The 25,639-nt window shown below is 71.3% G+C and carries 22 protein-coding genes and 1 pseudogene; 15 read left to right on the plus strand and 8 right to left on the minus strand.

Translation table 11 applies throughout. The features are described 5' to 3' along the window. Positions 1-35: 35 nt before the first annotated feature. From ACFQ7Q_RS18200 to ACFQ7Q_RS18220, 5 genes are all read left to right on the plus strand, one after another. A complete protein-coding gene (locus tag ACFQ7Q_RS18200) occupies positions 36-1,691 on the plus strand; it encodes a glycoside hydrolase family 13 protein (RefSeq protein ID WP_383555965.1) in 1,656 nt (551 codons plus the stop codon). Beyond that, entirely contained in the window at positions 1,688-3,010 is a 1,323-nt protein-coding gene (locus ACFQ7Q_RS18205; protein WP_383555968.1) for an ABC transporter substrate-binding protein, read from the plus strand. The genes ACFQ7Q_RS18200 and ACFQ7Q_RS18205 overlap by 4 nt, the downstream gene beginning before the upstream one ends. Before the next feature lie 10 nt (positions 3,011-3,020). Then, the gene (locus ACFQ7Q_RS18210) at positions 3,021-4,385 is read left to right on the plus strand and encodes a carbohydrate ABC transporter permease (RefSeq protein WP_383555970.1); all 1,365 of its coding nucleotides are present in this window, start codon (positions 3,021-3,023) and stop codon (positions 4,383-4,385) included. Beyond that, positions 4,382-5,245 carry a carbohydrate ABC transporter permease gene (locus ACFQ7Q_RS18215; RefSeq protein WP_383555972.1) on the plus strand — a complete coding sequence of 288 codons (864 nt, stop codon included), beginning with the start codon at positions 4,382-4,384 and terminating at the stop codon, positions 5,243-5,245. The genes ACFQ7Q_RS18210 and ACFQ7Q_RS18215 overlap by 4 nt, the downstream gene beginning before the upstream one ends. A gap of 250 nt (positions 5,246-5,495) precedes the next feature. Next, positions 5,496-6,473, plus strand: a complete 978-nt coding sequence (locus tag ACFQ7Q_RS18220) for a hypothetical protein (protein ID WP_383555975.1) — start codon at positions 5,496-5,498, stop codon at positions 6,471-6,473. Between the two features lie 95 nt (positions 6,474-6,568). Here the strand turns inward: ACFQ7Q_RS18220 and ACFQ7Q_RS18225 are convergent, their stop codons facing one another. The 4 genes from ACFQ7Q_RS18225 to ACFQ7Q_RS18240 all read right to left on the minus strand — a co-directional run bounded on the left by ACFQ7Q_RS18225 (position 6,569) and on the right by ACFQ7Q_RS18240 (position 11,064). Continuing rightward, positions 6,569-7,204, minus strand: coding sequence for an SRPBCC family protein (locus tag ACFQ7Q_RS18225; protein ID WP_383555977.1), 636 nt, complete (start codon positions 7,202-7,204; stop codon positions 6,569-6,571). 61 nt (positions 7,205-7,265) lie between these two features. Next, positions 7,266-9,653, minus strand: a complete 2,388-nt coding sequence (locus ACFQ7Q_RS18230) for a xanthine dehydrogenase family protein molybdopterin-binding subunit (RefSeq protein ID WP_383555979.1) — start codon at positions 9,651-9,653, stop codon at positions 7,266-7,268. 5 nt (positions 9,654-9,658) lie between these two features. Then, complete coding sequence (locus ACFQ7Q_RS18235; protein ID WP_383555982.1) at positions 9,659-10,195, minus strand: (2Fe-2S)-binding protein; 537 nt, start codon at positions 10,193-10,195, stop codon at positions 9,659-9,661. Then, positions 10,195-11,064: an FAD binding domain-containing protein gene (locus tag ACFQ7Q_RS18240; RefSeq protein ID WP_383555985.1), complete on the minus strand. Its 870-nt coding sequence runs from the start codon at positions 11,062-11,064 to the stop codon at positions 10,195-10,197. The genes ACFQ7Q_RS18235 and ACFQ7Q_RS18240 overlap by 1 nt, the downstream gene beginning before the upstream one ends. A gap of 142 nt (positions 11,065-11,206) precedes the next feature. On the opposite strand from ACFQ7Q_RS18240, the gene ACFQ7Q_RS18245 reads away from it, so the two are divergent. Both ACFQ7Q_RS18245 and ACFQ7Q_RS18250 read left to right on the plus strand, forming a co-directional pair. Then, a complete protein-coding gene (locus ACFQ7Q_RS18245) occupies positions 11,207-12,301 on the plus strand; it encodes an XdhC family protein (protein WP_383555988.1) in 1,095 nt (364 codons plus the stop codon). Positions 12,302-12,348: 47 nt separating this feature from the next. Next, a complete protein-coding gene (locus tag ACFQ7Q_RS18250) occupies positions 12,349-13,686 on the plus strand; it encodes a TetR family transcriptional regulator (RefSeq protein ID WP_383555991.1) in 1,338 nt (445 codons plus the stop codon). A 168-nt stretch (positions 13,687-13,854) separates the two neighbouring features. Here ACFQ7Q_RS18250 and ACFQ7Q_RS18255 read toward each other — a convergent pair whose 3' ends face one another. Continuing rightward, positions 13,855-15,315 carry a tetratricopeptide repeat protein gene (locus ACFQ7Q_RS18255; protein WP_383555993.1) on the minus strand — a complete coding sequence of 487 codons (1,461 nt, stop codon included), beginning with the start codon at positions 15,313-15,315 and terminating at the stop codon, positions 13,855-13,857. A 362-nt stretch (positions 15,316-15,677) separates the two neighbouring features. Between ACFQ7Q_RS18255 and ACFQ7Q_RS18260 the strand changes: the two are divergent. The 6 genes and pseudogenes from ACFQ7Q_RS18260 (at position 15,678) to ACFQ7Q_RS18285 (ending at position 22,208) form a co-directional block, all read left to right on the plus strand. Further along, positions 15,678-15,750: pseudogene (locus ACFQ7Q_RS18260) on the plus strand. A gap of 58 nt (positions 15,751-15,808) precedes the next feature. Then, complete coding sequence (locus tag ACFQ7Q_RS18265) at positions 15,809-16,963, plus strand: gala protein (RefSeq protein ID WP_383555995.1); 1,155 nt, start codon at positions 15,809-15,811, stop codon at positions 16,961-16,963. Next, entirely contained in the window at positions 16,960-18,915 is a 1,956-nt protein-coding gene (locus ACFQ7Q_RS18270; protein ID WP_383555998.1) for an ankyrin repeat domain-containing protein, read from the plus strand. Before ACFQ7Q_RS18265 ends, ACFQ7Q_RS18270 begins: the two co-directional genes overlap by 4 nt. Continuing rightward, positions 18,912-20,108, plus strand: a complete 1,197-nt coding sequence (locus ACFQ7Q_RS18275; protein ID WP_383556001.1) for an AAA family ATPase — start codon at positions 18,912-18,914, stop codon at positions 20,106-20,108. Before ACFQ7Q_RS18270 ends, ACFQ7Q_RS18275 begins: the two co-directional genes overlap by 4 nt. 13 nt (positions 20,109-20,121) lie before the next feature. Further along, complete coding sequence (locus ACFQ7Q_RS18280; RefSeq protein WP_383556003.1) at positions 20,122-21,336, plus strand: VWA-like domain-containing protein; 1,215 nt, start codon at positions 20,122-20,124, stop codon at positions 21,334-21,336. Positions 21,337-21,656: 320 nt separating this feature from the next. Continuing rightward, complete coding sequence (locus ACFQ7Q_RS18285; protein ID WP_383556005.1) at positions 21,657-22,208, plus strand: cupin domain-containing protein; 552 nt, start codon at positions 21,657-21,659, stop codon at positions 22,206-22,208. A 111-nt stretch (positions 22,209-22,319) separates the two neighbouring features. Here the strand turns inward: ACFQ7Q_RS18285 and ACFQ7Q_RS18290 are convergent, their stop codons facing one another. Genes ACFQ7Q_RS18290 through ACFQ7Q_RS18300 form a run of 3 tightly spaced genes read right to left on the minus strand, consistent with a single transcriptional unit; the run spans position 22,320 to position 24,480 of the window. Continuing rightward, positions 22,320-23,171 (minus strand): MBL fold metallo-hydrolase, encoded by an 852-nt coding sequence (locus tag ACFQ7Q_RS18290; protein ID WP_383556008.1) that lies wholly within the window; start codon positions 23,169-23,171, stop codon positions 22,320-22,322. A gap of 47 nt (positions 23,172-23,218) precedes the next feature. Beyond that, positions 23,219-23,758, minus strand: coding sequence for a DUF3291 domain-containing protein (locus ACFQ7Q_RS18295; RefSeq protein WP_383556010.1), 540 nt, complete (start codon positions 23,756-23,758; stop codon positions 23,219-23,221). Between the two features lie 32 nt (positions 23,759-23,790). Next, on the minus strand, positions 23,791-24,480 hold the full coding sequence (locus ACFQ7Q_RS18300; protein WP_383556013.1) for a helix-turn-helix transcriptional regulator: 690 nt from the start codon (positions 24,478-24,480) through the stop codon (positions 23,791-23,793). A gap of 116 nt (positions 24,481-24,596) precedes the next feature. Between ACFQ7Q_RS18300 and ACFQ7Q_RS18305 the strand changes: the two genes are divergently transcribed. Both ACFQ7Q_RS18305 and ACFQ7Q_RS18310 read left to right on the plus strand, forming a co-directional pair. Continuing rightward, positions 24,597-25,145: a hypothetical protein gene (locus tag ACFQ7Q_RS18305; protein ID WP_383556016.1), complete on the plus strand. Its 549-nt coding sequence runs from the start codon at positions 24,597-24,599 to the stop codon at positions 25,143-25,145. 78 nt (positions 25,146-25,223) lie between these two features. Next, a complete protein-coding gene (locus ACFQ7Q_RS18310) occupies positions 25,224-25,616 on the plus strand; it encodes a hypothetical protein (protein ID WP_383556019.1) in 393 nt (130 codons plus the stop codon). The last annotated feature ends 23 nt before the right edge of the window (positions 25,617-25,639 follow it).

Genomic DNA, 25,639 nt, shown 5'->3' on the forward strand with positions numbered 1-25,639 from the left:
GCACCCCTTCACGCAGAAATACAGGTCAACGGGTGATGCTCACAGCCCCAAGCCATCGCCACTGGTGGCGCGACGCAGTGATCTACCAGGTGTACGTCCGCAGCTTCCTGGACAGCACCGGTGACGGGATCGGCGACCTCGCCGGTGTCCGGGCCGGCCTGCCGTACCTGAAGAAGCTCGGGGTCGACGGCATCTGGCTGAGCCCCTTCTACCCGTCGCCGCAGCACGACCACGGGTACGACGTCGCCGACTACTGCGACGTGGACCCCGTCTTCGGCGATCTCGCCGAGTTCGGCCTGCTGGTCGCCGATGCCCGCCGACTGGGCATCAAGGTGCTGCTGGACATCGTCCCCAACCACTGCTCCAGCGAGCATGCCTGGTTCCGCGAGGCACTGGCGGCCGGCCCCGGCAGCGAGGCCCGCGCACGCTTCCACTTCGCCGAGGGCCGCGGCCCCGACGGCGACGAGCCGCCCAACAACTGGCATGCGATGTTCGGCGGCCCCGCGTGGAGCCGGGTCACCGAGCCGGACGGCACCCCCGGCCAGTGGTACCTGCACATGTTCACCCCGGAGCAGCCGGACCTGAACTGGCGCAACCCCGAGGTCGGCGCCCACTTCGACCACGCTCTGCGCTTCTGGCTGGACCGAGGCGTCGACGGTTTCCGCATCGACGTGGCGGCCGGACTGTTCAAGCACCCCGACCTGCCGGACTCCCCCGACCCGGAGGCCGACGCCCGCACCCGCGACTCGGTCAACCCGCTCGCCTGGAACCAGCCCGAGGTGCACGACGTCTGGCGCCACTGGCGGTCGGTGTGCGAGGAGTACACGGCCCTGGACGGGCGCGAACGACTGCTGGTCGGCGAGGTGTCGGTGCCGACCGCCCGCGAGCATGCCCAGTACGTACGCCCCGACGAACTGCACCAGGCCTTCTTCTTCGACCTGCTGGGCGCGCCCTGGGACTCCGACACCTTCCGCAAGGTGATCGACGAGGCGATGCGCGACATCGCGGGCACCGGCTCCACCGTCACCTGGGTGCTCAACAACCACGACCAGGTGCGCACGGTGACCCGGTACGGCGAGTCCGGCACCGAAGGCAGCGGGCTCGGCGCCGCCCGGGCGCGCGCCGCCGCCCTGCTGATGCTGGCCCTGCCCGGCGCCGCGTACATCTACCAGGGCGAGGAACTGGGCCTGCCGGAGGTCGTGGACCTGCCGGACGAGGTGCTCACCGATCCGATATTCCGGCGCACCGGAAGCCGGGCCCGGATCCGCGACGGCTGCCGCGTGCCGCTGCCGTGGTCGGGCCACGCCTCCCCGTTCGGCTTCAGCACGGGGGCGGAGAGCGCCAAACCGTGGCTGCCCCAGCCCGGCTGGTTCGCCGAGCACGCCACCGACCGGGCGCTGGCCGACACCCGCTCGTTCTGGCACCTGTACCGCGAGGGCCTGCAGCTGCGGCACGGACTGCCGCAGCTGGGTGAAGGGACCTTGCGCTGGCTGGACGCGCCGCCCGGCGTGCTGGCCTTCCTGCGCGGCGACGGGCTCGTCTGCGCCGTCAATTTCGGCACCGCTCCGGTGCCGGCCCCGGTCTCCGGCGCCCCGCTGCTGGCCAGCGGGCCGTGCCCGACCGGCGCACTGCCCGGATCCACCACCGCCTGGTGGATCAGTGACGACACCACCCTGGAGGGACTGCGATGACCAAGCGACGGATGACGATGGCCTGCTGCTCCGCACTCGCCCTGGCGCTCGGCGCCACCGCATGCGGCGGCGGCCCGGTGAGCGCCGGCGGCGGAAGCAAGGAGCTGTCCGGCCAGACCCTCGATGTGGCAGGTGTCTGGTCGGGCGCCGAGCAGAAGAACTTCCAGAAGGTGCTCGACGCCTTCACCGAGAAGACCGGCGCCAAGACCCGGTTCGTGTCCACCGGCGACAACGTCTCCACCGTCGTCGGCAGCAAGATCGAGGGCGGCAACGCCCCCGACGTGGTCATGGTCCCGCAGGTCGGGGTGCTCCAGCAGTTCGCCCGGCAGCAGTGGCTCAAGCCGCTGTCGGAGACCACCAAGAAGTCCGTCGACGCCAACTACGCGCCTGTGTGGAAGAACTACGGCTCGGTCGACGGCACCCTGTACGGCCTGTACTTCAAGGCCGCCCACAAGTCGACCGTCTGGTACAGCCCGGAGGCGTTCGACCAGGCCGGAGTGAAGCCGCCGAAGACGTACGAGGACATGCTCGAGAGCGGGCAGGCGGTGTCCGACTCGGGTCTGCCGGCCTTCGCGGTCGCCGGCGAGGACGGCTGGACGCTCACCGACTGGTTCGAGAACATCTACCTTTCCCAGGCCGGACCCGAGAAGTACGACCGGCTCGCCAAGCACCAGATCAAGTGGACCGATCCGACCGTGGTGAAGGCGCTGACCACCCTGGGCGCGCTCTTCTCCGACAAGAAGCTGATCGCGGGCGGTCAGAAGGGCGCACTGGGCACCGACTTCCCGGGCTCCGTCGAGAAGGTCTTCGGCCCGAAGCCGGAGGCCGCGATGGTGTACGAGGGCGACTTCGTCGCCGGTATCGCCAAGGACCAGTTCGGCAGGAAGATCGGCGAGGACGCCACCTTCTTCCCCTTCCCCGCGGTCGCGGGTGGCAAGGCACCGGTGGTCAGCGGCGGTGACGCGGCCGTCGTCCTGAAGGACGGCAAGAACCAGGAGGCCGCGACGGCTTTCCTGGAGTACCTCGCGACACCGGAGGCCGCGGCCGTGTGGGCCGAGGCGGGCGGCTTCCTGTCGCCGAACAACAAGCTCGACCTCGCCTCGTACGGTGACGACACGCTGCGCGAGACGGCCAAGTCGCTGATAGACGCCGGGGATTCGGTGCGCTTCGACATGTCGGACCAGGCGCCGGCGGCGTTCGGCGGCACCAAGGGCGTGGGCGAGTGGAAGATCCTCCAGGACTTCCTGCGCGACCCGTCGAACCCGGCCGCCACCGCCGCGGCGCTGGAAGGCGCGGCGGCCAAGGCGTACAAGAACTGAGGCGGGCGTCATGACCACAGTCACCGCTCCCCCGCCACCCCGGGTCGACGCCGCGAAGGGCGGCCGCCGCGACAACGGCCCGCGGGACCGGGCCCGGAGCCGCAGGCGGATGATCGCCGTGGCGTTCGTGCTGCCGACGCTCCTGCTGCTCGGCGCGCTGGTCGTCTACCCGGTGCTGTTCTCCGTGGGCCGCAGCTTCTTCGACGCGGCCGGCACAGGGTTCGTCGGCGGGGACAACTATGCGGACATCTTCCGCGACCCGGCCACCCTGACCGCCGTCCGCAACAGCGCCATCTGGGTCGTCGTCGCGCCGACGCTGCTGACCGGGCTCGGGCTGATCCTCGCGGTGCTGGTGGAGAAGGTCCGCTGGGCCACCGCGTTCAAGCTGCTGCTGTTCATGCCGATGGCCGTGTCCTTCCTGGCGGCGGGCATCATCTTCCGCCTCGCGTACGAGGAGGACCCGGACAAGGGTGTTCTGAACGCGGCAGCGGTCGGCGTGCACGGGGTGTTCCAGGACTCCTCGTCGTACCCGACGGCCCGGGCCCGCGAGGATCAGGGGCTCGACAAGCGCCCGGACGGCTCGTACGGGACGGCGGACGTGGTCTCTCCGGGGCAGAGCGTCTCCCTCGGCTTCGTCGGAGTACCGCCCAAGGAGCTGCCCGCCGACGCGAGGCCGGCCGCATCCGGCAAGGCCGGTCCCAAGGAGGTGGCCGGCACCGTGTTCCTGGACTTCACACCTGGTGGCGGGGGGCGGCCGGGCGCGATCGACGCCGGGGAACGAGGACTGCCCGGTATGACGGTGGAGGCCGTGCGCGACGGGCGGACGGTCGCCACCGCGACCACGGCGGCCGACGGATCGTTCCGCTTCACCTCCCTCGCGGCGGGCGCCTATACGGTCCGGCTGCCCGCGGACAACTTCGCGCCGCCTTACGAGGGTGTCTCCTGGCTCGGCCCCGCCCTGGTCACACCGGCCATCATCGGCGCGTACCTGTGGATCTGGACGGGTTTCGCGATGGTGCTCATCGGCGCAGGGCTGTCCTCCCTGCCGCGCGACGCGCTGGAGGCGGCGCGGATGGACGGGGCGAACGAGTGGCAGGTCTTCCGCCGGATCACCGTGCCGCTGCTCGCACCCGTGCTGACCGTGGTCTTCGTGACGCTGGTGATCAATGTGATGAAGGTCTTCGACCTGATCTACATCATCGCGCCGGGTCCGGTGCAGGAGGACGCCACCGTGCTGGCCACCCAGATGTGGCTGGTGTCCTTCGGCGGCGGCAACGACCAGGGGCTCGGCAGCGCGCTCGGTGTGCTGCTCCTGCTGCTGGTGATCCCCGCGATGGTGTTCAACGTCCGCCGCTTCCGCAGGAGTCAGTCATGAGTGCGACCGCGACGATGCCGGGCGGCCGGCTGCGCCGCTGGCTGGGCAACGGCCTGGTCCAGGCGTTCCTGGCCGTGGTCGGCCTGATCTGGGTGACCCCGGTCGCCGGACTGCTGCTCTCCTCGCTGCGCTCGGCGAGCGACAACGCGTCGAGCGGCTGGTGGACTGCACTGGCCGGCCCCGGTCAGCTGTCCCTGGACAACTACACCGCCCTGCTGGGCAATGCGGGCATCACCCGCGCCTTTTGGAACACGGTGCTGATCTCGGTGCCGACGACCGTCCTGGTCGTCGTCATCGCGGCGCTCGCCGGATACGCCTTCGCCTGGCTGGAGTTCCCCGGCCGGGACTGGATCTTCCTGGGTGTGGTGGCACTCCTCGTGGTGCCGGTGCAGGTGGGTCTGCTGCCGGTGGCGAAGCTGTTCGGGCAACTGGGCCTGTTCGGCACGATCCCGGGCGTGGTCCTCTTCCACGTCGCCTACGGGCTGCCGTTCGCCGTGTTCCTGCTGCGCAACTACTTCGCCGACATCCCGCGCGAGATGCTGGAGGCCGCGCGGATGGACGGGGGCGGCGAGTGGCGGATCTTCACCCAGCTGGTACTGCCGGTGGGCCGCCCGGCCCTCGCCAGTCTGGCGATCTTCCAGTTCCTCTGGGTATGGAACGACATGCTGGTGGCACTGCTCTTCGCCGACAGCTCCTCGCAGCCGCTGACGGTGGAACTGCAGTCGCAGGTAAGACAGTTCGGCAGCAACATCGACGTACTGGCACCGGGCGCCTTCCTCTCCCTGATCGTGCCGGTGGTGGTCTTCTTCGCCTTCCAGCGTCACTTCGTGCAGGGGGTGATGGCGGGCTCGGTGAAGTGACCGCAAGGGCAGGGGCGCGCACGGCCGCGAAGCCCCTGCCCTTGGCGGCGGTCGGGGGCGGTGAGGTGGTCGATGCCCTGCGCCACGACGGTGGTCGAGTGCGCGTCGGGCCGTGCGCGTCGGACCGTGTGCCGACGTCGGTGAGCTCTACGGGGCCGGCAGCGGCCGACCGGAGATGTCCGGCGGATCGTGGTGGGCGGCCGAAGAAAATCCGTGTCTGCTCCGGCGACCGTGGACGTAGCCTCGGGGCGTGCTCCAACTCGTCCTAGCCGCATCCGTGGTCACGGTAGCCACCGCCGTGTACGGAGCCATCGGCCTCCGGTGGTGGCGCCGGGCCCGGCTCCGGCGCGAGATCCTCGGGGTGGTCGCCACCCTGGACCTCGCGCCGTACCACGTCGCCGCGATGGAGAACCGGGGGACCGAGGCGGCCGCCGCCGAGCTGCTGCTCGACGGGTACCTCGACATCGACGAGGCAGGGGCGGTTCTCCTCACCGAGGCGGGCCGCGATCCCCGCCGGACGCCCACCCATCCGCTGCCCGCCGCCCTACTGGAGGCGGTGCGCCGGCACGATCCCGAGCCGGTGTCGATCGGTTGGATCGACTGGAGCGACGCGGAGTACCAGACGCGGCGCAGCGCGTACCTCAGCCGGCAGGACGCCCTGCTGCCCGAGATCCCGCGCATGCCGGACGGTGAGGGGCGGCAGCTGCTGGCCTGCTGCTCCTGCATGGGCGTCACCATGCTGCTCGTCTTCTGGCTCCTTGCGGCCGTGCTGCTGGTGATGGCGCGTCCGCACGGCGTCCTGGCGTGGGCCGCCGCGGTGGTGGCCGCAGCCGGCCTGGCGGCGCTCTTGTACGCCGACGAAGCCGACAAGGCGGTCCGCGCCCGCACGGCATGCGAGGACCCGGTGGGAGACCGGTACCGCGCGGAGTCTCATCCCTCCCTCGCGGCCCTGGGCGAGCAGCAGCGGATCCACGTCCTCAGCAGCGTCCGCGACCGCAGCACGTGGCGGGGCATCGACCGGGAAGCCGACGAGGACCGTGAAGAGGACGACGACTGGTGGGACGACGACTGGTGGGCGGACGCGTACCACTACCGGGCCACCGACCACGACGAGGAGCCCGGCGACGAACCCCACTGCACCACCCGATGCCCGCCCGCCGGGACTTGTCCGGCCGAAGAGGCGACGGCCTCGTGTCCCGGTCGTTGCCGCGGGCATGATGCGGGGTGACCTCGCAGACGCGGGACGCCGTACATGGCCCGGCGTCGCCGGATGCCGGACACGCTCGTGCGTCCCCGGGCCGGGGGTGACGGCGCCGTAGGGTTTCACCTGCGGGAACGCCGCCTCAGCGCCTGAATCACCACCACCGCGAACACCACGGCCGCCGCGGGTGCCGCGGCCTTCCTGAGCAGCACGGGCAGCGCGGCCGCGCCGAGGTCGACGGCCTCCGGCTCAGGAGCGAGCCGGCCTCGGAGGGGATCCACCGTGCCCGGCGTGGACACCGCGGGCGCGGCAGGCCCGGCGTCCCGCAGCAGCTCTTCGAGTCGGGTGGCGAACTGCCGGACGATGCGGTCGCCGACCTCGGTCATGATGCCCCGGCCGAACTGAGCCGGTCGGCCGGTGATGTCGAGATCCGTGCGTACGCGCACCAGAGTGCCGGCCGGATCGACGGTCAGCGTCGCCGTGACCCTGGCCGACGCGGTGCCCGCGCCGCGGGTCTCGCTCCCGCTGAGGTCGAGGAGCATCGAGCGAGCGGCGACATCGCGGGTGACGGTGCCCTCGCCGCGGTAACTCATCTGCACCGCACCGACCTTGACCTTGACGCGGCCGGTGAAGGAGTCGCCGTCGTGGGTGTCCAGCACGGCGCCGGGCATACAGGGCGCGACCCGGTCGAGGTTCTGGAAGAGCTTCCAGGCCTCGTCGAGGTCGGCCGGGACGGTGAAGGAGTGGTCGAGCTGCATGGTTGTCCAATCAGGGGGCGGACGGCCGTGGATGCGGGGTCGGTTCTCGTGCGGGGCGGACTCAGGTGCCGGCTGCCGTACGGATCAGCGCGTGCACCCGGCTCGGCGACAGGGGGCCGCGACGTACGACGACGCCGAAGGGGCGCAGCGCGTCCTCGACGGCGCCGGCGAGCACCGCCTGCGGGGCGATCGCGCCGCCTTCGCCGAGTCCTTTGACGCCGAGGTCGTTCATGGGGCTCGGGTTGAAGATCTCGTCCATGTCGAGGTCAGGGATCTCCGAGGACGTGGGCACCAGATAGTCCATGTAGGTACCGGTGCGGGGCTGACCGTCGGAGCCGTAGACCATCTCCTCGTACAGCGCCCCGCCGATCCCCTGCGCGATGCCTCCGGTGACCTGCCCCTCCGCGATCATCGGGTTGACGATGTTTCCCGCGTCGTGGACGACGACGTAGTGCAGGATCTCGATCTCGCCCGTGTGCTCGTCGACCTCGACGACGGCCGCATGCGCTCCGCTCGCGACCGCGAAGCCCGGTGGACGGAAGTGCACGGTCTCGCTGATCTCGGTGCCGTGCCGGCCGTCGGTGGGTTCGGGGGTGCCGGGCAGCGGCGCCTTCCCGGCCAGTTCCGCCAGGCTGATGGACGGTCCGCCCGGCTCCTTGGCCCGGACGATGCCGTCGCTCAGGTCGAGGCCGCCCGCCGCGACACCGAGGCGGCGGGCCGCGGCCTCGACGATCTTCTCGCGGACGAGTCGGCCGGCCCGGTGGGTGGCGTTCCCTGCGTTCACCAGGGCGCGGCTGGCGATGGTGCCCACGCCGAACGGGGTGGCTTCGGTGTCGCCGCCGACCACGTCGATGACATCGAGCGGCACTCCGATGGCGTCGGCGGCGATCTGCGCCATGGAGGTGCGGTGTCCCTGCCCCTGGGAAGGGGCGCCGATGGCGAGCCGCACCCGGCCGCTCGGAGCGATGTCGATTCGCGCGGTCTCGAACGGCCCGAGGCCGGTGGCCTCTATGTACATGGCGAATCCGATGCCGACGTGCTTGCCGTCGCGGGCGCCTTCGCGTTGTCGGGCGCGTACCTGATCGACGTCGGCCTTCTCGACGGCGCGGCGCAGGAGTTCGGGGAAGTCCCCGGAGTCGTAGGTCTGCGGCCTGCCCGAGCGGTCCACCAGACCGGTCGCGTACGGCATCTCGTCGGGTCCCACGAGGTTGCGCGCCCTCAGCTCCTCGGGCTCGATGCCCAGTTCCGCGGCCAGCCGGTCCATGGCCCGTTCCATGGCGAAGACCGTCTCCGGACGTCCGGCTCCCCGGTAGGGCGTGGCGAAGGTGGTGTTGGTGAGTACGCCGACGACGTCGATGTGCACGTTCGGGACGCGGTAGGGGCCCAGGAGGTGGCACAGCGAGTTGTACGGCACGACCAGGCCGGTCATGTTGTACGCGCCGAAGTTGACGGTGATGCGGTCGCGTACGGCGATGAGTTGGCCTTCGGCGTCCGCGGCGAGTTCGATGTGGTGAATCTGTTCGCGGGCGTGCGAGGAGGCGGTCAGGTTCTCGTTGCGGTCCTCGCGCCACAGCACGGGGCGGCGGAGGCGACGGGCGGCGTGCGGGATGAGGAGTTCCTCGACGTAGAGGATGCCCTTCTGGCCGAAGCCTCCGCCGACGTCGGCCGCGATGACGTGGACCATGGCGGATTCCAGGCCGAGCGTGTGGGCGATGGCGTCCCGCAGCCGGTGCGGGGTCTGGGTGCCCGACCAGACGGTCAGCCGGCCGCTGTACGGATCGATCTGGGCCGAGATCGCGCGGGTCTCGATCGGCGAGGCGACGTACCGGTGCGCCTCGAATCGCTCGCTCACCACGGCGTGCGCACCGGCGAACGCCTCCTCCGGGTGGCCGACGCGGGTGGCGACGGCGACCGCGGTGTTGTCGGGCAGGTCCTCGTGCAGCCGGGTCGCGTCCTCGGTCAGGGCGTGTTCGGGATCGACGAGCACCGGCAGCGGGGCGTACCGCACGTCGACGAGTTCCAGGGCGTCTTCGGCGAGGTAGCGGTTCTCGGCGAGGACCACGGCGACGGGCTGGCCGACGTAGAGCACCTTGTCGCGGGCGAGCAAAGGCATGGGAGTCATCCGGACCAGCGGGTCCAGGAGTTCCGCGAGGCCGGGCGGGGTGCGCAGTTCTTCCTTGTTCAGCATCGCGGGCAGGTCCGCCACGTCGTCGCCGGTCCATACGGCGACGACGCCGGGTGCGGCCAGGGCCGCGGTCACGTCGACCGACTCGAGACGGGCGTGGGCGTGCGGGCTGCGCAGGAAGGCCGCCTCGACGGCGCCGGGGAGGGCTATGTCGTCGACGTAGCGGCCGTTGCCGCGCAGCAGCCGGTCGTCCTCGACGCGTAGGACGGAACGGCCGATCCAGCCGCTGTCGCCGGACCGGGCCGGGTCGGAATCGTGGGACATGCGGGTCACTCCCCGAATCGCTCGTCGAGTGCCTGGCACACGGCACGGCGGATGTTGCGGTAGCCGGTGCACCGGCACAGGTGCCCGCTGAGCGCGTCGGCGATCTGTTCTTCGCCGGGACGCTCGTGCTGCTCGGTCAGGGCGGTCGCCGTCATGACGAATCCGGACGTGCAGAATCCGCACTGCATGCCGTGGCACTCGTGGAAGGCCCGCTGCACGGGGGTGAGCGGGGCGTCGTCGGGGGCGAGTCCCTCGACCGTGCGCAGCACGGCACCGGCGCATTGCACGGCCAAGGTCAGGCAGGTGCGCACCGGCTCGTCGTCGACGAGGACGGTGCAGGCCCCGCAGACTCCGTGCTCGCAGCCGACGTGAGTGCCGGTGAGGCCGAGCCGGTCGCGCAGGAAGTCGCTGAGCAACAGCCGCGACTCGACCTGGGCGGTGACCGGTCGTCCGTTGACGGTGAGGCTGATCTCGTGCCAGGCGGAGGGCTCGGCGAGCGGCGGTGTGCTCGCGCCGAGCGGGGTGGGGACCGAAGGGGTCATCAGCAGCGCTCCCAGGCGGTGGTGCAGGCGCGGACGAGGAGGTGGGCGGCGCCCTCGCGCCGGTACTCGGCGGTGGCGTGGACGTCATCGGATGGGGTGAGACGGGAGAGTGCGACGTGGGCCGCTGCGGCGAGAGCCTGCTCGTCGACGTCGCTGCCCACGAGCGCGTCCTCCGCGGCGGGCAGTCGTACGGGCACGGGGCCCGCGCCGCAGAAGACCAAGCGGGCGGCGCGGCAGGTGCCGGTGGCGGTGTCCCGCTCCAGGACGGCGGCCACGCCGACGGTGGCGAAGTCGCCGTGTCTGCGGGTCAGTTCTTCGAAGGCCCAGCCGTGGTGTGCCGGGAGCGGCGGGAACATGACCTCGGTGAGGAGCTCGTCCGCTTCGACGGCCGTGGAGAAGGTGGCGACGAAGAAGTCCTCGGCGGTGACCGTACGGGAGCCCCGTGGACCGGTGATCACGAAGCGGGCGTCCAGGGCCAGCGCCGCGGTGGGGAGCTCTGCGGCCGGGTCGTGGTGGGCGAGGCTGCCGCAGACGGTGCCGCGGTTGCGGATCTGAGGGTGTCCGATGTGGCCGATCGCGGCGGCGAGCAGCGGCCATCCGTCCCGTACCGCGTCGTCCGCGGCGGCGCGGGCCTGCCGTACGGCTGCTCCGATGCGTAGATGGCCCGACTCGTCCACGTGGAGATGGCCGAGTTCGGGAATCCGGGTGATGTCCACGAGCAGCTCGGGCCTGGCGAGACGCATGCTCAGCATGGGGATCAGGGACTGGCCGCCCGCCACGACCTTGGCCTCCCGCTCCTCGTCCGCGAGGAGGGCTACCGCCTCGCGGACCGTGCTGGGGGCGGTGTAGTCGAAGGGTGTGGGTTTCAACCTGCTGCCACCGGACCTCTCGTGTCGTCGTCGCGCCGTGGCATTCGACACGGACCGATCTATCTAGTACCTGAAATGATTTACATTGAAGTTTCTTCTTGGCAAGAGGTTGCCCGAGATTTCACGGTCCCGCGGAGGCGATATGCGACACGTCATCGACCAGGCAGCCGCCTGGCAGCGCTCCGGAACCCGCTTCGCCATGGCGACCGTCGTGCGGACATGGGGCTCGTCCCCGCACGGCCCTGGTGCGTCGATGCTCGTGTCCGAGGAAGGCCGCATCGTCGGCAGCGTCTCCGGCGGCTGCGTCGAAGCCGCCGTCTGCGCGATCGCGGAGGAGGTGCTCGCGGGCGCCGCCCCGACGCTCGAGCGCTGGGGAGTCGGCGACGAGGACGCCTTCGCGGTGGGACTGACCTGCGGCGGAACGATCGAGGTACTGATCCGCGAGGTGGGTGCGGACGCACCGCTGGGCCGGCTCGCAGCCGACATCACGGCCGGCGTACCGGTGGCCCTGGTCACCCCCGTCGGCAGCGGCGGCTGCCTGGTCGTCGGCGGAGGGACGACAACCGGTTCGCTGGGCGACCCACGGGCGGACCGGGCGGCGGCCCTGGCCGCCGAAGGCATGCTCGGGCGTGGCGCCACTGGGCCCGTGACCAGCGGAAACAGCTCAGGCGACGACAGCGCCTGCGCGCCGGAACGTGAGCTGCTGGTGCAGTCCTTCGCCCCGCGACCACGTCTGCTGATCTTCGGCGCGGCCGAGTTCGCCCGACCCCTTGCGGACATGGGCGCCGCGCTCGGGCACCACGTGACGGTCTGCGACGCCAGGACCGCTTTCGCGGCGGCCGAGCGCTTCCCGGGCGCCGACGATGTCGTCGCCGAGCGGCCGGATCGCTGGTTCCACGCCCACGAGGACCTGGTCGACGCTTCGACCGCGGTATGCGTGCTGACCCACGACGCACGGTTCGACGTGCCGGTCCTCGCCCTCGCCCTGCGCAGCAGGGCCGGCTACGTCGGAGCCATGGGCAGCCGCAGGACGCACGAGGACCGGCTGGAGCGACTGCGCGCGGCGGGCACGACCGAAGCGGAACTCGCACGGCTGCGCTCGCCGATCGGGCTGGATCTCGGCGGCAGGGGAGCCGAAGAGACCGCCCTGTCGATCATGGCGGAGATCGTCGCTTTGCGGCGCGGCGGCACCGCACGGCCACTCACTCTGCGAACAGGATCGATACACGAACTGTGACCATTTTTGAACGACTGTTTTTATGAACACTCGTTTAATCTGGACTCGTGCAACCAAGGAACGAAGGCCGCCGACGATCGGCCGCGACTCCCCCGACCGAGACCGGCCGGGGGGCGGGACGGCCGTCACAGCGTCGTCCCGGCTCCCATGACCCGGAGGGCAATCGCCAAGCGGTCCTCGACGCCGCCCGGCGACTGTTCGGCGAGCACGGCTACAGAGGTGTGGGCGTCCGCGCCATCGCGGCCGAGGCCGGAGTGACGCCCGGCCTGGTGATGGCGTACTTCGGCACCAAGGACGGCCTGTTCCGTGAGGCGGTGGGCAGCGGGTCGGGCGTCACCGACGACGTGCTGTCCGCCGCTGCCGACGGCACGGCCGAACTGCCGGCCGCTCTGGCCCGCGCCTACCTCGATCGGTGGGACCGCCTGCCGACCGACGATCCCTGGCCCGCGCTGATCCGCTCGGCCGTCAACCACCCGCCGAGCGCCGAGCTGTTGCGCACGATCCTGGAGAAGCAGGTCGGCGAACCTCTCGCGCGCCTGCTCGGCGACTCGGCCGACGCGGAGGTGCGCGCCGCTGTCATTCGGAGCGTCCTGTTCGGCGTGATCATGGAGCGCTACCTCTTCGCCCATGAACCGGCGGCCTCCGTCCCCACCGAGGAGTTCGCCCCGGCGTTGACCGATGTGCTCACCACCGCTTTCGGTGACGCGCTCGCCCTCGTACCCCCGGCTGCGCCGAGTGGCGCCGCCGTCGGCGAGGACGAGCCCGAAGGCACCGACACAGGGCGCTACCCCGGGGGCGCCGCGAGCACCCGGCCGCCCGAGGACGAGTCCTCGCACCCCGACCTGGGCCGCTCCGCCATGGGCACCGCGAACGCCCGGCCGCCCTCGGAGACCACACCCCCCGGACGTCTTCGCCCGGCTCCCGCACCCCAGGCGGCGGACGACTCCCCTGCGGCCGTGTTCGCACGGCTCGACGAGTGCGCCGCTGTCCATCAGGAGCTGATCACCAGGACCGTCCGCGAGTACGGCATCAGCCTGCCCGCCTACGACGTGCTCGCGACCCTCCGCGAGGCCGGAGAGCCCTACCGCCTGACGACGGGTGAGGTGGCGGCGGCCGGCAGGCTCCGCGCGGGCGGTCTCACCCAACACGCGGACCGACTGGAGGCCGCGGGCCTGATCCGGCGGGAGCGCTATACGGACGACCGCCGGATCATCCGGCTGTGTCTCACCCCGGAGGGCCTCGAACTGGCCGAGCGGATCTTCGCCGTACGGTCGGCCCAGGAGCGGGAACTGCTCGGCGGGCTCGGCACGGCAGACCGGCGCCGGCTCTCCGGGATGCTCAGTGCTCTGGGGCAAACGCTCGGGGCGGGTGTCCCAGAGCAGTGACGGCATGGCGGCAATGACCGTTGTCGGTCATCCGTGTCCCGTGAGTGCCGCACGCGTGAAGAGCCTCACTTCTTCTGGTGCGGGCGATGTCAGGGGCCGCCCGGGCGAGGAGAAGCGAGGCGCGCTCGCCGTACCAGGCAACTTCGAGGAACCCCCGAAGCAGCAGGGTTACACGGCGGATGGCGTGGCGGAGTCGGGATGCGGGGACGGCAGCCGGAGGGATTCGGCCGCCGCTGCCGCCGCGTCCCGCGCGTGATCGCGGGCGACGGCGGCCAGGGCGGCGTCGCCCAGGCCATCGGCCAGGCTGGCTCGAGCCGACCAGTTGTAGGAGCTGTCGGGCCGGAGCCCGATCCGTTCGCTGATGAGCGCACGGGCCAGTTCGTGCCGTCCGGCGCTGAGCGCGGAGTCGAGAAGGGTCTTCTGGAGGGCGTCGCGCTGTGCGTGACTGCCTCCGAACTCGTGGAACCGGCGGCGCAGTGGCCACAGCAGGTCGACGACGGTCGTGTGCTCGCCCTGGGCATGTGCGAGAAGCGCCTCACACGCGGGCAGGCCGATCTCCAGGGTCATCCGACGGTTGGTGACCGTATCGGCACGCTCCTCGGCCAGCCACCGTCGACGGTCGGCGATGAGCCGCGTCGCCTCCTCGAACCGCCCGGCGCCGGCGTAGGACATGACGGCGTGTACGTCGTTGAACGCGTAGAAGGGGGGATCGGCTCGCGTGGCCCAGGCGTCGGCCAGTGCCTCCCAACGGGCGGTCGGCTCCGCTCCCGCGAGCCGGATCCGCCACAACAGCGCTGCGGCGTCCAGCAGTTCCATGGCCGTCCCGGCCGAATCCTCGTTGTGCAGGGCGGCGTCGTAGATGCTCAGAGCGGTGTCGGTGTCTCCTGCCTCCAGCGCGTAGAGGGCGTAGTGCCACCAGTTGTGGACGTTGAGGTAGTTGCCCCGCGCCCAGTCGTCACGGCGGGAGTCGAGGTAGCGGATCCCTTCGGACACGCGTCCTTGCATCTCGTAGGTGTGGACGACGGCGTGGATCGCCCAGACGTCCCGGGGGTTCTGCTCGACCGCGGCGAGACCCGCCTCCTCCGCCAGGCGGTAGTGGCCCGACTCCTCCAGCCCGAACGCGTACATGCCGAGCATCAGGCCCCGGTGGGGTTCGTCGGCGTCCCAGGCCCCGAGGGCTCCGCCGATGCGGTCCCGCAGGCGCACCGCGTCACCGGTGAAGAAGTCCAACTGGTGCCCGACGGCCAGGGCCAGCGCGTCTGTCGGGTACACCAGGGACAGCTCCTCAAGCAGCCCACCGGCCCGATGCAGGTCCCCGGCCAGCCATGCACCGGCCGCGGCGAGATGCATGCGCTCCCGTTCGGGCAGGGACGGGACGTCCACACCGGCCGCGTACCGATCGAACCGCTGCCGTGCCGTGACGGCCTGGCCCGGCTCGGTGCCCAGCATCCCCAGATAGGCGGCGAAGGACTGGGCGACGGGTGAGGCCGGCCCACTGCCGAGGGCGTCGTCGACCGCCTGCTCCACCTCGGGGCTGAAGTGGAGCAGCGCCTCGACGGCTCGGTCCAGGTGCGCGGCTGTCTCCTGGGTGCACTCGTGCAGTGGATTGCCGTACCGGTCTGTCACCATCAGAGATCACCTCGGCGCGCCTGCGGGGGTGGTGGGGAACCGCGGCGGGCGTGAACGCACCCGCTACCACCATGAAGCCACCGACAGCAGGCCCGACGCCACCTCGACATGCGCCATTCATCGAAGTGCCATGAACCGCCCTGGCGTTCCACGGGTGGACCGTCGCCACCGGTCGCGGCCGGCCCGGGGCCGCCGGCACGGCCGCGTGGGCCCTTGCGCCGAACGGCAATAGCGACCTCGGGGGCTGGGTCACCGCCCACGCTTCCCCAGTGCTCGACCAGCCGGGCCACAAGGGGGCGCACCGACGCGTATCAAACTGGTGATCGAAATCGGGTGCGGCTATGGCTATGATCGTCCGCAGCAAGGCCGTAGCGCAGAGGTCGTCGCGCCCACGCATCGAGCTGGAGGACGTCGGTTCGAATCCGACCGGTCTTGCGCCTACTTTGATGTCGACGCGGACGCCGGGCCCCGGCGGAGGACCGGTGGAGTGGTGATGACCCAGCCGACAACGCCCGTACGCTGCCCCGCGATCGAGCACCCGGATCTGCCACTCGCCGACCCGGCGGAGCTCGGGCCGCTGATCACCCGTCTCGCGGACAGACGGCCCGTCACCGACGACGAGGCCTTCCCGCTCGGCACCCTGCGCGTCGACGGCCGTGTGGACCTGTGCAAGCAGGGCCTCGGCCCCGACGGCGCCGCCCGGTTGCTGCCCGTCGCCGTCGCCTCCTCGCACTCCGCGCATCTGCTCCTCGGCACCAACTCCCTCGGCGACGACGGTGCCCGCTCGGTCGCCGACTCCCTGGTCGCCGCGCGGGACGCCGGCGCCCCCCACGGGATCCACACCCTCTACCTCGGCTGCAACCGCATCGGGCCGGCCGGCGTGACCACGCTCGCCGAGGCGCTCGCCGACGACACCACGCTCCGCGCTCTGTGGCTCAAGCGGAACCCCGTCCTGGAGCCCGGGGCCCGCACCCTCGCAGGGCTGCTGCGCCGTAACACGTCCCTGCGCACCCTCGACCTCGTCAACTCCGGCATCGGCCCCGCAGGCGTACGGCATCTGCTCGACGCCCTCCTGGATCGCGAAGCCCCGCTCGAACGTCTCTTCCTCGGCGGCAACGGACTGACCTCCGCCGACGCGCCGTTGCTCGCCGCCCTCGTCCGCGACGCCGGCGTACGCGAGCTGTACCTGCCGGCCAACCACCTGGGAGACGAGGGCACCGCCGTCCTGGCCGCCGCGACAGACCCCGCCCGGCCCGTGCGGCTCGGCCTCGGCGGCAACGGCATCGGACCCGCGGGCGCGCGTGCCCTCGCCGACGCCCTCGACGGCATCGAGACCCTCGACCTCGGCCGGGCCATGTCCGAACGAAGCCTCGGCTCCCTCGGCAACACCACCGGCGACGACGGCGCGCACGCCCTGGCAGCGGGCCTGTTCGGCAGCCCGCTGCGCCGTCTCGAACTGCGGCACACCGGCATCACCGGCCGCGGTGCGAAAGGCCTGCTGGCCGCTCTGCCCGACGAGCACCGCCTCGAGTACGTCGGCCTCGGCCCCGGCCTGCCCCGGCGCGTGAAGCGGTCCTTCTCCGAGCGGCTGCGCCCCGCCCGGCCGACCCACCCCGACCTGCGTGCGATCGGCAGCGTGTACCGATGAGCCCGCGTCCGGTACTGCCGGGGGCCCTCTCGCCCGAGGACGCCGCGGCCTGGGCCCGCGTCCGCCGCTACGCCGTCCCGCGTTGGATGATCGAACGCGCCACGGAAGCCCGCGTGGCCGGTGACTGGAAGGCCGCCTGCGCCGCGGCCGCGGTGGACGTCCCCGACGCTCTCGCCCCTGAGCGGATCGCCGACCGGTACGGGCCCGACGTAGCCGCCCGGCTGGCCGACGATCTGCGCCACCTGGTCCCGGACCTGCTGCGCTGGCACCTGCCGCGCAACCTCGGCGGGCACACGACGCTCGCTCCCGGCCGACGGATCGTCCTCGCCTCGTACGGGAAGTCCGGCCCCGTCCTGTCGGTCACCACCTCCCCGATGCTGGCGGGACCACAGCGACTCCCCCTGCACTTCGGTCCCCTCCCGGCGCACGACCGGCTCCACGGCCTGACGTACGTCACCGAGGACTGGACCGCCGCCCGTCGCTTCTGGGACGACCGCCACACCGGCGACCTGCGGTACAGCGCGGGCTCCGCCGGCTCCGGCCGACTGCCGTTCCTGCGCCCCGACGGCACACCGCTCGGCGCCGACGAGCTGCCGACCGAGGAGCCGGGAACCGCCGACCCGGCCACCCGCGCCGAGTGGGTCGCCGTACTCCAGGCCCGCGGCGAGCACGCCGAGGCGTACGCCGCCGCCGGACTGGACCTCGACCTCACTCCCCCACCACGCGGCCCTCGCTCCTACCGCGAGCTCGACGTCGCCCAACTCGTCGGGAACCTCACTCCCGACCTCACCCGTATCACCCCTGAGATCCGCCTCCTGGAACGTGCCGGACTCGGCACGCGTTTCCGCATTCCCGTGGAATGGCGAGGTCATCTGCGGATCGAACTCGACGCCGCGGACGCCGAAGGGGCCCCGGCGCGCGTCTTCGGCCGCGAACGCGACCAGGAGGACGGCGTCCTCCTGCTGCCCGGGTACGCCTGGCAGCGGCTGCCCGACATCGGGCTGCTGCGTGCGGGCAGGATCCGGCCCGAGGATCTGCACCCGCTGGTCACGGCCGCCCTGTTCCCGCAGGTCGGCACCGCCGTCGGCCCGCCCGGGCCCAGGACACCCGCGCCGGTCCGCGTCCGCTGCGGCGGCGCGTGGCACCAGGTCGCTTCCAAGGGCGGTGTGCTCGACATCCCGCACACCGAGCAGGAGCGGCAGCGCGAACTGGCCCTGCGCGCCTTCGGTGGAACCGTCACCGGATGCTTCGCCACCCAACACGCGTGGACCAGCGGTGAAGGACGGCTGCCGCGCGCTCTGCGGGAGCAGCGGCGCGAGCTGTTCCAGCACATCCAGCACGGGGACACCCCCGCCGTCCTGGCTCTGCTCGACGCCGGAACGGACCCGCGCGTCCGCGACGGCATGGGGCACGGACTGCTGCATGTCCTGCACCTGCTCGACCACCGGGAGCTGCTGCCGCGCCTGCTGGCCGCCGGGCTGGATCTGGAGGCGAAGGACGGCACGAGCCGCACCCCGCTCCAGAGCGCCGTCCACAACGGAGGGTCCGCGGCCCTGGTCAGGGATCTTCTCGACGCCGGCGCCAGGATCGACGTGACCGACGAGATGGAGCTCTCCCTCGCCCAGGTCATCCGCCGTTACGACCGGAACGACCTGATGTTCTTGCGTCGCCGGGTGCTGAGCGAGCACCCCGGTATCGGCTCCGAGTGGTTCGACGAGTACATGAGCGAGCGGGACTCCGAACCCGACTGGGACGAGGACGAGGCGCCGTCCGAGGAACCGGACCCGCTCCAGGGCCCGGACAGCGCCGAGGAGCAGGACCCGTTCGGTGAGCGGGATCCGTTCGGGGACCCGGAGCCGGCCGTCGAGCCGGATCCGTTCGAGGATCCCCAGGGCTTCGGGCGGCCCGGTCAGGACAGCTCCGCAGCAGAGAACGAGGACACTCACGCATGACCGGTTCCGCTTCCGTTCCCGCGGTCCTCGCGGCCGCCGACGCCCTCAACGCACGCCTGCACGTCACCCGCAGCGAACCGGCCGCCAATCCCCAACTGGAGGCCCTCGCACTGGCCGTGACGGCGAACCAACCCGTCCTCCTGTGGGGCGAGCCGGGCATCGGCAAGTCCGCCGGCATGGAGCAGCTCGCCGCCGCACTCGGTGTCCACCTCGAGACGGTCGTCGCCAGCGTCCACGAGCCGTCCGACTTCGCAGGCTTGCCGATCGTAGGAGACGACCCGGCCACCACGGGCGTTCCGATGGCCCCGCCGGACTGGGCCGTCCGACTCGCGCGCACCGGGCACGGACTGCTGTTCTTCGACGAATTGTCCTCGGCTCCGCCCGCCGTGCAGGCCGCGCTGCTGCGGGTGGTCCTCGAGCGCAGGGTCGGCAGCCTGGCCCTGCCTGAGTCGGTGCGGATCGTCGCCGCCGCCAACCCGCCTTCCAGTGCCGCCGACGGTTGGCACCTCAGCCCTCCGCTGGCCAACCGTTTCGTCCACCTCGACTGGACACACGACCCGCGCACGGTGGCCCGCGGCATGGCCGGCACATGGCCCGAAACCGTCCTGCCCGCGGTGGACCCCGGGCGCACGTCCGGCGCGGTCGCCCGTGCCCGGGGCGTCATCTCCGGTTTCCTGACCGCCCGCCCCGGTCTGGTCCACCACATGCCGAAGGAGGCCGAGGGCCGTGGTCGCGCCTGGCCCTCCCCACGTACCTGGGAGATGGCGCTGCGTCTGCTCGCCGCCGGGTACGCCTCAGGCGCCGGGCGCGAGGCGCAGGCCGCCGCCATGATGGGCGCCGTCGGCGAGGCGGCCGGGATCGAGCTGCTGTCGTACCTGGAGAACCTCGACCTGCCGGACCCCGATCGCGTCCTCGCCGACCCCGCCGCCTTCGCGCTGCCCGAACGCGGCGACCGCCAACTGGCCTTCCTCATCGCCGTGGTCGCCGCCGTGCAGAGCGAACCCACCCAAGCCCGCTGGGAAGCGGGCTGGGACGTACTCGCCAAGGCCGTGGACGCCGGCGTACCCGACGTGGCCGCGCGGGCAGCCCGCGACCTTGCCATGATGCGCGAGCCCGAGTGGCCGATCCCGTCCGGGATCGACGCCTTCCTGGAACTGCTCCAGCTCGCCGGCGCCCTGCCGGGCGCGCGCTGAGCGGCGTCACCCCATGACCGCCATCGGAGGGCCGGCCGACGGGCTCGACCGTGCCAAGCTGTTGGCCGCGCGCTACAAGGCGGCCGAGGCACGCCCGTACCTCGCCTCCGCCCTCTACGCCTTGACGGTCGTCCCCTCGGGACAGGTACGCACCATGGCCGTCGACCGCTACTGGCGCTGCTACGTCGCCCCCGCTTTCGTCGAGGCCACGGACATCGAGGAGCTGGCGGGGGTGTGGATCCACGAAGCGTCGCACCTCCTGCGCGACCACCACGGGCGGGCCGACCAGCTGCCCGCGGCCGACCAGCGCGACCGCCTGCGGGTCAACATCGCCCAGGACTGCGAGATCAACGACGACCTGCTCTCCGACGGACTGCGGTTGCCCGAAGGCCGCATGGAGCCGCGCCTGTTCGCGCTGAGCGCGGGCCGGCTCTTCGAGGAGTACCTGCCCGGCATCCCGGCCACGTCTCTCCATCCGGTGGACTGCGGGTCCGGCGCGCACGGCGTCCCGTCACCCTGGGACCTGGGGGAAGGCGGCGGTGACGGAGTGGCCGGCGTGGGCCCCGTGGAGGCCGAGGCCCTCCGCCGCCAGACCGCCCAGGCCGTCCGTGCCCACCAGCGCTCCCGGGGTTCGGTTCCGGCGGGCTGGCGGCGCTGGGCGGAGGAGGTCCTGGAGCCCACCGTCGACTGGCGCAAGGCGCTGACCGGCGCCGTCCGCGAGGCCGCCGCCTGGGCAGGCGGTGCGGTCGACTACACCTATCGTCGCCCGTCGCGCCGTACTCCGGCCCTTGGCGGCCGCGTGGTACTGCCCAGCCTGCGCCGGCCGTTGCCGCGCGTGGCGATAGTCGTCGACACCTCCGGATCGATGGGCGAGGACGATCTGGCGGCCGCGCTCGCCGAGGTGTCGGGCGTCCTGCGCGAGGTGGGGGTCGGCGGCAATCGGGTCGCCGTCCTGGCCTGTGACGCCGACGTCCACGCCGTCGCCAGGGTGACCTCCGTGGACCAGGTCGAGCTTGCGGGCGGCGGTGGGACGGACATGACCGTCGGCATCCAGACGGCGCTCGCCGCACCCGACCCGCCGAACATCGTCGTCGTCCTCACGGACGGGTACACCCCCTGGCCCCCGGAACCCGTCTCCTGCCGCCTCATCGTCGCCCTGATCGGCCAGGACGCACCCCAACCCCCGGCCTGGGCAGAGACCGTACGGCTGCCGTCCTCCCCCTCGTGAGAGGGATTCCCCCGGGAGCGGGTCGAGCCGGTCGCACGGCTTGGTGACGACCGCGTAGCTCACAGCACTCCCGTACCTGACTGCCGCCAGCCATGCCCTCCGAGGAGACCGCCGGCTGCCCTCCCCGCGCCGACCCGCGGTGCAGTCGCATGTCCGGATCTGCAGGTGATTCGTCATGGCGGCCCGGCAGTTCAGAACTGACGATGGAGGCCGTACCGGGCTCGCCGCGCAGCGAGGAAGGGAATCGTGGACGGCTCCACGGATTCGCTTTCCGCTCCTTCGGCGTGAGCCCTGAGAACCCGACCCGTAAGGAGACATCCATGTACGCCAAGGCAAGGACCATCACCGCGGTTGTGGCTGCCATGACTTCGGTTGCCTTGCTGGCAGCCTGCTCGGCCGGCGCCGAGGCCAAGGACGGCCAGGGGAGCAAGGAGGGCAACAGCACGGCTACGGCGGCATCCCCGACGGCTACTGCGTCGGCCGGCCCGGCGGCGAGCAAGGACTCGTCCGCATTCCTCTCCTTCCCCTCCTCCAGCCTCACATGGAAAGAACTCCCTGGATCGGGTGGTGTGAAGTACGCGAACGTGCGCGGCGATCTTGCGGGGAGCGGCAGCTACGAGGCGTTCGTGTCCTTCCCCGCCGGGAAGGACAATCCGATGCACGTCCACAGCCAGGACCTGCCGACGGTCGTCCTGAAGGGCACCTTCTACGCGGACATCGACGGGGTGCGCGTCGAATACCCGGCCGGCTCCTACTACCGCCTCCCTGCGGACAAGCCGCACCTGAGCGGATGCGAGAAGGGAGAGGACTGCCTCCTCTTCCAGTACCAGGACGACCACTTCGACCTGGTGCCCACCAAGGGAGGGCAGTAGGCAGGGCCAACTCGGCCCGGCTCTCGTTCGGTACGCAGCCGCGAACGAAGAGTCGACAGCTGTCGTCCGCGGAGCCAGGGCGTCCCTTTCGGATCAGGCTGAGGGCGTGTCTCACGTCCCCGACGGCCGCGGCTGCTCCGGCGGAACCGAGCTCTCGGCAGCCGCCATCCACTGGTCCAGGTCGGCCTGGGTGAACTCTGCCCACGGCGGGATCTCTGGGAGCCGGCGGAGGAGGTCGTAGGCCTCGGGGATCTGGGGGCCGCGGAGGACCGGGCAATGGCAGCCGGCGACGACCTCGGCGTTCAGGTGCTGGAAGTCGGTGACGACCGCCCCGAACTTCTGGGCGTCCAGCAGGGCGACCCAGGGGGAGACCAGGCGTCCGCCGAAGAACTGGCCGTCGCGGAATGCCTCCGGCGACATCGCCGCTGTTTCGGGCATGGGGGTCGGCACGTTCGTGGCGAAGGTGTCGACGGCCCACAGGACGTTGGTCCTCGGGTCGAAGAGGGCGCGCGTGGTGGGGTTGTCGTACAGGGGCGGTCGCTTGGCGACCAGGGTGCGGTCGCCCGCGTCGATCGTGTCGCCGTCGGTCATGAAGCGGCACCGGTTGATGGGAGTCTCCCACTCCTCGGCCATGCGGCCGACGGAGAACCATGTGGTCAGCAGGGTCGCGTTGGGGCATTCCGCGAGGACCGCGAGGAGGTTGCCGGCGTGGTCGCGGTCGTCGTGGGTGAGGAAGATCCACCGTACGTCCAGGGGATCCACGACGGACCAGGCTGCCTCCAGCCACTGGGAGCGCACCGCTGGTGCCCCGGTGTCCACGAGGACCGGTTCGGCTCCCCGGATCACCATCGAGTTCATCGGGAAGTGGCCGACCGGCGGGGCCTCAAGGGCCCACGGGATGACGAACGTCTCCTCGGCGATCTTGTACGGCTGCAGGAGGTTGAATGTGTCCATCGTAGTCATCGCTGCTCTCCCTGGGACGGAGTCGCCGCAGCGTCCATGAATCCAGTTCAGCCCCGGCCCGGGCTGTCGTCAAGCGCGGTACTCGTGAAGGGCGCCGGCGGCACGTCCTGAAGGTGTCGGGCGGTCTCGGTGGCGGTGTAGGAGGACGCGAAGGTGAACGCGCGCGGGGACGGTCCGTGCGCCCGCAGGTCCTCCAGTCGCTCCAGGGCCTCGCCGACGGTGGGGAGGTGACCTGCGGGGACCCACCAGAGGACCATGTGGGCCTCGACGTGCCGTTCGAACCATTCGCGGCGGCGCCGCATCACTTCCAGGTGCCCGGTGCGGTAGGCGAAGTCCCACAGGGCCTCCTGGGTCTCCCACACGGACATGTTGATGATGACGTCCTCGCCCGCAGGACGCAGGCCGGTGGCGTCGGCCGCCCCCTCCTCCACGAGCCGCCACACGAAGCCGGGCGCGCCGTCGGCGGCGGTGTTGACCGGATCGAGCATCTCGACGAAGGGCGCCACGCGTGGGTCGTCGAAGGGGTAGCGGAGCGTGGCGATGTTGAGCTGGGCGAGGTGGTACGCGGCATGCACGGATGCGGTCATGGCCTCATCCCAGCACGGCCCGGTTTTCTATGTCAATCATCATTGTTTTTAGAAGTCTCGACCACCACACAACACTCCCCCGGGCGGGCGTCCATGCGCGCGCGGACGGGACCGTCCGCGCCGAGCAGCCCCTCCAACAACGCGAGGTTCATGCCGCAGACGAGCGGCGGGAAGCGTTCGGCGACGGCATGGAAGGGGCAGTTGCGCATACGAACGACGCGGGCGGCTTCGTGGTCCACCCCCTCAACACCCCCGACGGCTTCCACGTGCGGCTCATATCCGCGGGCGGCCAGCATCTCCATGGCCTCTTCGAGTCCGCCACAGGGCGCGGCCGATCCCCGCAGGGCCTCGCCCCGACTGCGCGCGGCCGCGCAGAGCCCGGCGTCCAGCCCGGCCTCCTCGGCGGCCTCGGCGAGCAGCTCGGCGGCGGTGCGGTAGTCGCGAGCGGGCAGCGACACGGACCGCTCCGCTTGCGACCTCGTGTAGACCTTGGCGGGACGGCCCGCCCCCGGCCCCGAGCGGCCCGTCAGACGGCGACTCGCGCTCTCCAGCAGCCCGGCCTCAGTCAGTTTGTCCAGATGATGGGCAGCGAGCGTACGCGCCACCCCGGCCGCCTCGGCAGCCTCATTGCGGCCGACCTCGCGGCCCTGCGCCGCCACGTACTCGTACAGACGGCGCCGCACCGGATCCTGCAACACGGCAATCGCATCGATGTCCTTCACCCGGCCATTCTAGGAACAACGCAGGTTGGAGATAGAAAGACGGGCGTCTCGAGCGGCGAGCATCGCCGGCGGCGTATGCCTGACAAACCACTTGCCCCGTGGTGAATGATGAGATCGTGATCTCCAAGGAACACGCCATCGAGCTCATCGAGTCCTTCCTGGTCAGGGAGCTGCCAACGTGGCCCTGGAGTGGGCTCCCGCCCACGCCGGACATCTACCACGTACAGGAGAGCTCGGTCGGCTGGCTCGTCTTCTGGCGCTCGGCGGAACAGGCCCTCGCCCGTGAGACGCGCGGCAGCTTTGTCGGCGGTCACTACCTGGTGGACCGGAACGACGGGAGCATCCACTACGTGCCCGCCGCAGGGTGGGAGGACGAGGGGTGGGAGGAGCAGTACCTCCTGCAGACGAAGGGCCTCAGGCGACCTGATCCACTCGCCTCCGATGTTCGCGCGCTCGTCCACTCCGCCGGCGTCGTGGCCGCGATGAACCACCTGCGCAAGCAGGCACCGCGGATGAGCTTGCAGGAAGCAAAGGCATACGTCACGACCGTTCGGGACGGTACCGAACCACCGGAGGAGCTGGCACGCCTCACCCGGAAGGAACCGAAGTGGCCGCCGTTGCCCATCGAAACGGTGGCTGGTCCGCTCCAGCAGGGGTCCGGCTGACCTCCGCGATCAGCGAAGGGAGATCATCTTCCGTCAACTGCCTGACGGGACACGCCGACGGCTGGGACGATCCGAGACGTGATCGCATGGATGTACCGCACCCCACTCCGTGCGGTAGCAGTATGTGTCGCTGCAGCCGGCCTGTTCCTCGTCGGTGCCGTCGTGCATGTCACCGACCTTCTCCACCACGGCCTTCAGGCGTACGACTGGGCTCCGAAGTGGCTCAACCTCTACTGGTCCTCGCTGGCACTCCTCGACCTGCTCGCAGCCGCGTTCCTGATCAGCGGCAAGCGTCGAGGCATCGATCTCGCCTGCGTCATCATGGCGACCGACCTCGCCGCCAACTGGTACGCGGCCTATGGCATCCAGCACAGCAGCCTCGCCGCTCAGCCCGGCCTCCAACGGCTGCTCGCCTTTGCCTTGTTCATCCTGCTGACGACGCCTTTCGTCCGACGGCACCTCACCAGCTGAGCCGAGGTGGACTCGCGGATCCG

It is taken from the genome of Streptomyces sp. NPDC056527, assembly GCF_042794475.1.
Lineage (GTDB): Bacteria > Actinomycetota > Actinomycetes > Streptomycetales > Streptomycetaceae > Streptomyces.

Excerpts from the sequence above, each read along its gene's own strand:
- ACFQ7Q_RS18235 (WP_383555982.1), bottom strand. The coding sequence starts at position 10,195 with ATGACCCCTTCGGTCCCCACCCCGCTCGGCGCGAGCACACCGCCGCTC.
- ACFQ7Q_RS18290 (WP_383556008.1), bottom strand. The coding sequence starts at position 23,171 with ATGACTACGATGGACACATTCAACCTCCTGCAGCCGTACAAGATCGCC.
- ACFQ7Q_RS18200 (WP_383555965.1), top strand. The coding sequence starts at position 36 with ATGCTCACAGCCCCAAGCCATCGCCACTGGTGGCGCGACGCAGTGATC.
- ACFQ7Q_RS18210 (WP_383555970.1), top strand. The coding sequence starts at position 3,021 with ATGACCACAGTCACCGCTCCCCCGCCACCCCGGGTCGACGCCGCGAAG.
- ACFQ7Q_RS18265 (WP_383555995.1), top strand. The coding sequence starts at position 15,809 with ATGACCCAGCCGACAACGCCCGTACGCTGCCCCGCGATCGAGCACCCG.
- ACFQ7Q_RS18270 (WP_383555998.1), top strand. The coding sequence starts at position 16,960 with ATGAGCCCGCGTCCGGTACTGCCGGGGGCCCTCTCGCCCGAGGACGCC.
- ACFQ7Q_RS18255 (WP_383555993.1), bottom strand. The coding sequence starts at position 15,315 with ATGGTGACAGACCGGTACGGCAATCCACTGCACGAGTGCACCCAGGAG.
- ACFQ7Q_RS18215 (WP_383555972.1), top strand. The coding sequence starts at position 4,382 with ATGAGTGCGACCGCGACGATGCCGGGCGGCCGGCTGCGCCGCTGGCTG.
- ACFQ7Q_RS18285 (WP_383556005.1), top strand. The coding sequence starts at position 21,657 with ATGTACGCCAAGGCAAGGACCATCACCGCGGTTGTGGCTGCCATGACT.
- ACFQ7Q_RS18230 (WP_383555979.1), bottom strand. The coding sequence starts at position 9,653 with ATGTCCCACGATTCCGACCCGGCCCGGTCCGGCGACAGCGGCTGGATC.
- ACFQ7Q_RS18225 (WP_383555977.1), bottom strand. The coding sequence starts at position 7,204 with ATGCAGCTCGACCACTCCTTCACCGTCCCGGCCGACCTCGACGAGGCC.
- ACFQ7Q_RS18295 (WP_383556010.1), bottom strand. The coding sequence starts at position 23,758 with ATGACCGCATCCGTGCATGCCGCGTACCACCTCGCCCAGCTCAACATC.
- ACFQ7Q_RS18275 (WP_383556001.1), top strand. The coding sequence starts at position 18,912 with ATGACCGGTTCCGCTTCCGTTCCCGCGGTCCTCGCGGCCGCCGACGCC.
- ACFQ7Q_RS18205 (WP_383555968.1), top strand. The coding sequence starts at position 1,688 with ATGACCAAGCGACGGATGACGATGGCCTGCTGCTCCGCACTCGCCCTG.
- ACFQ7Q_RS18280 (WP_383556003.1), top strand. The coding sequence starts at position 20,122 with ATGACCGCCATCGGAGGGCCGGCCGACGGGCTCGACCGTGCCAAGCTG.
- ACFQ7Q_RS18245 (WP_383555988.1), top strand. The coding sequence starts at position 11,207 with ATGCGACACGTCATCGACCAGGCAGCCGCCTGGCAGCGCTCCGGAACC.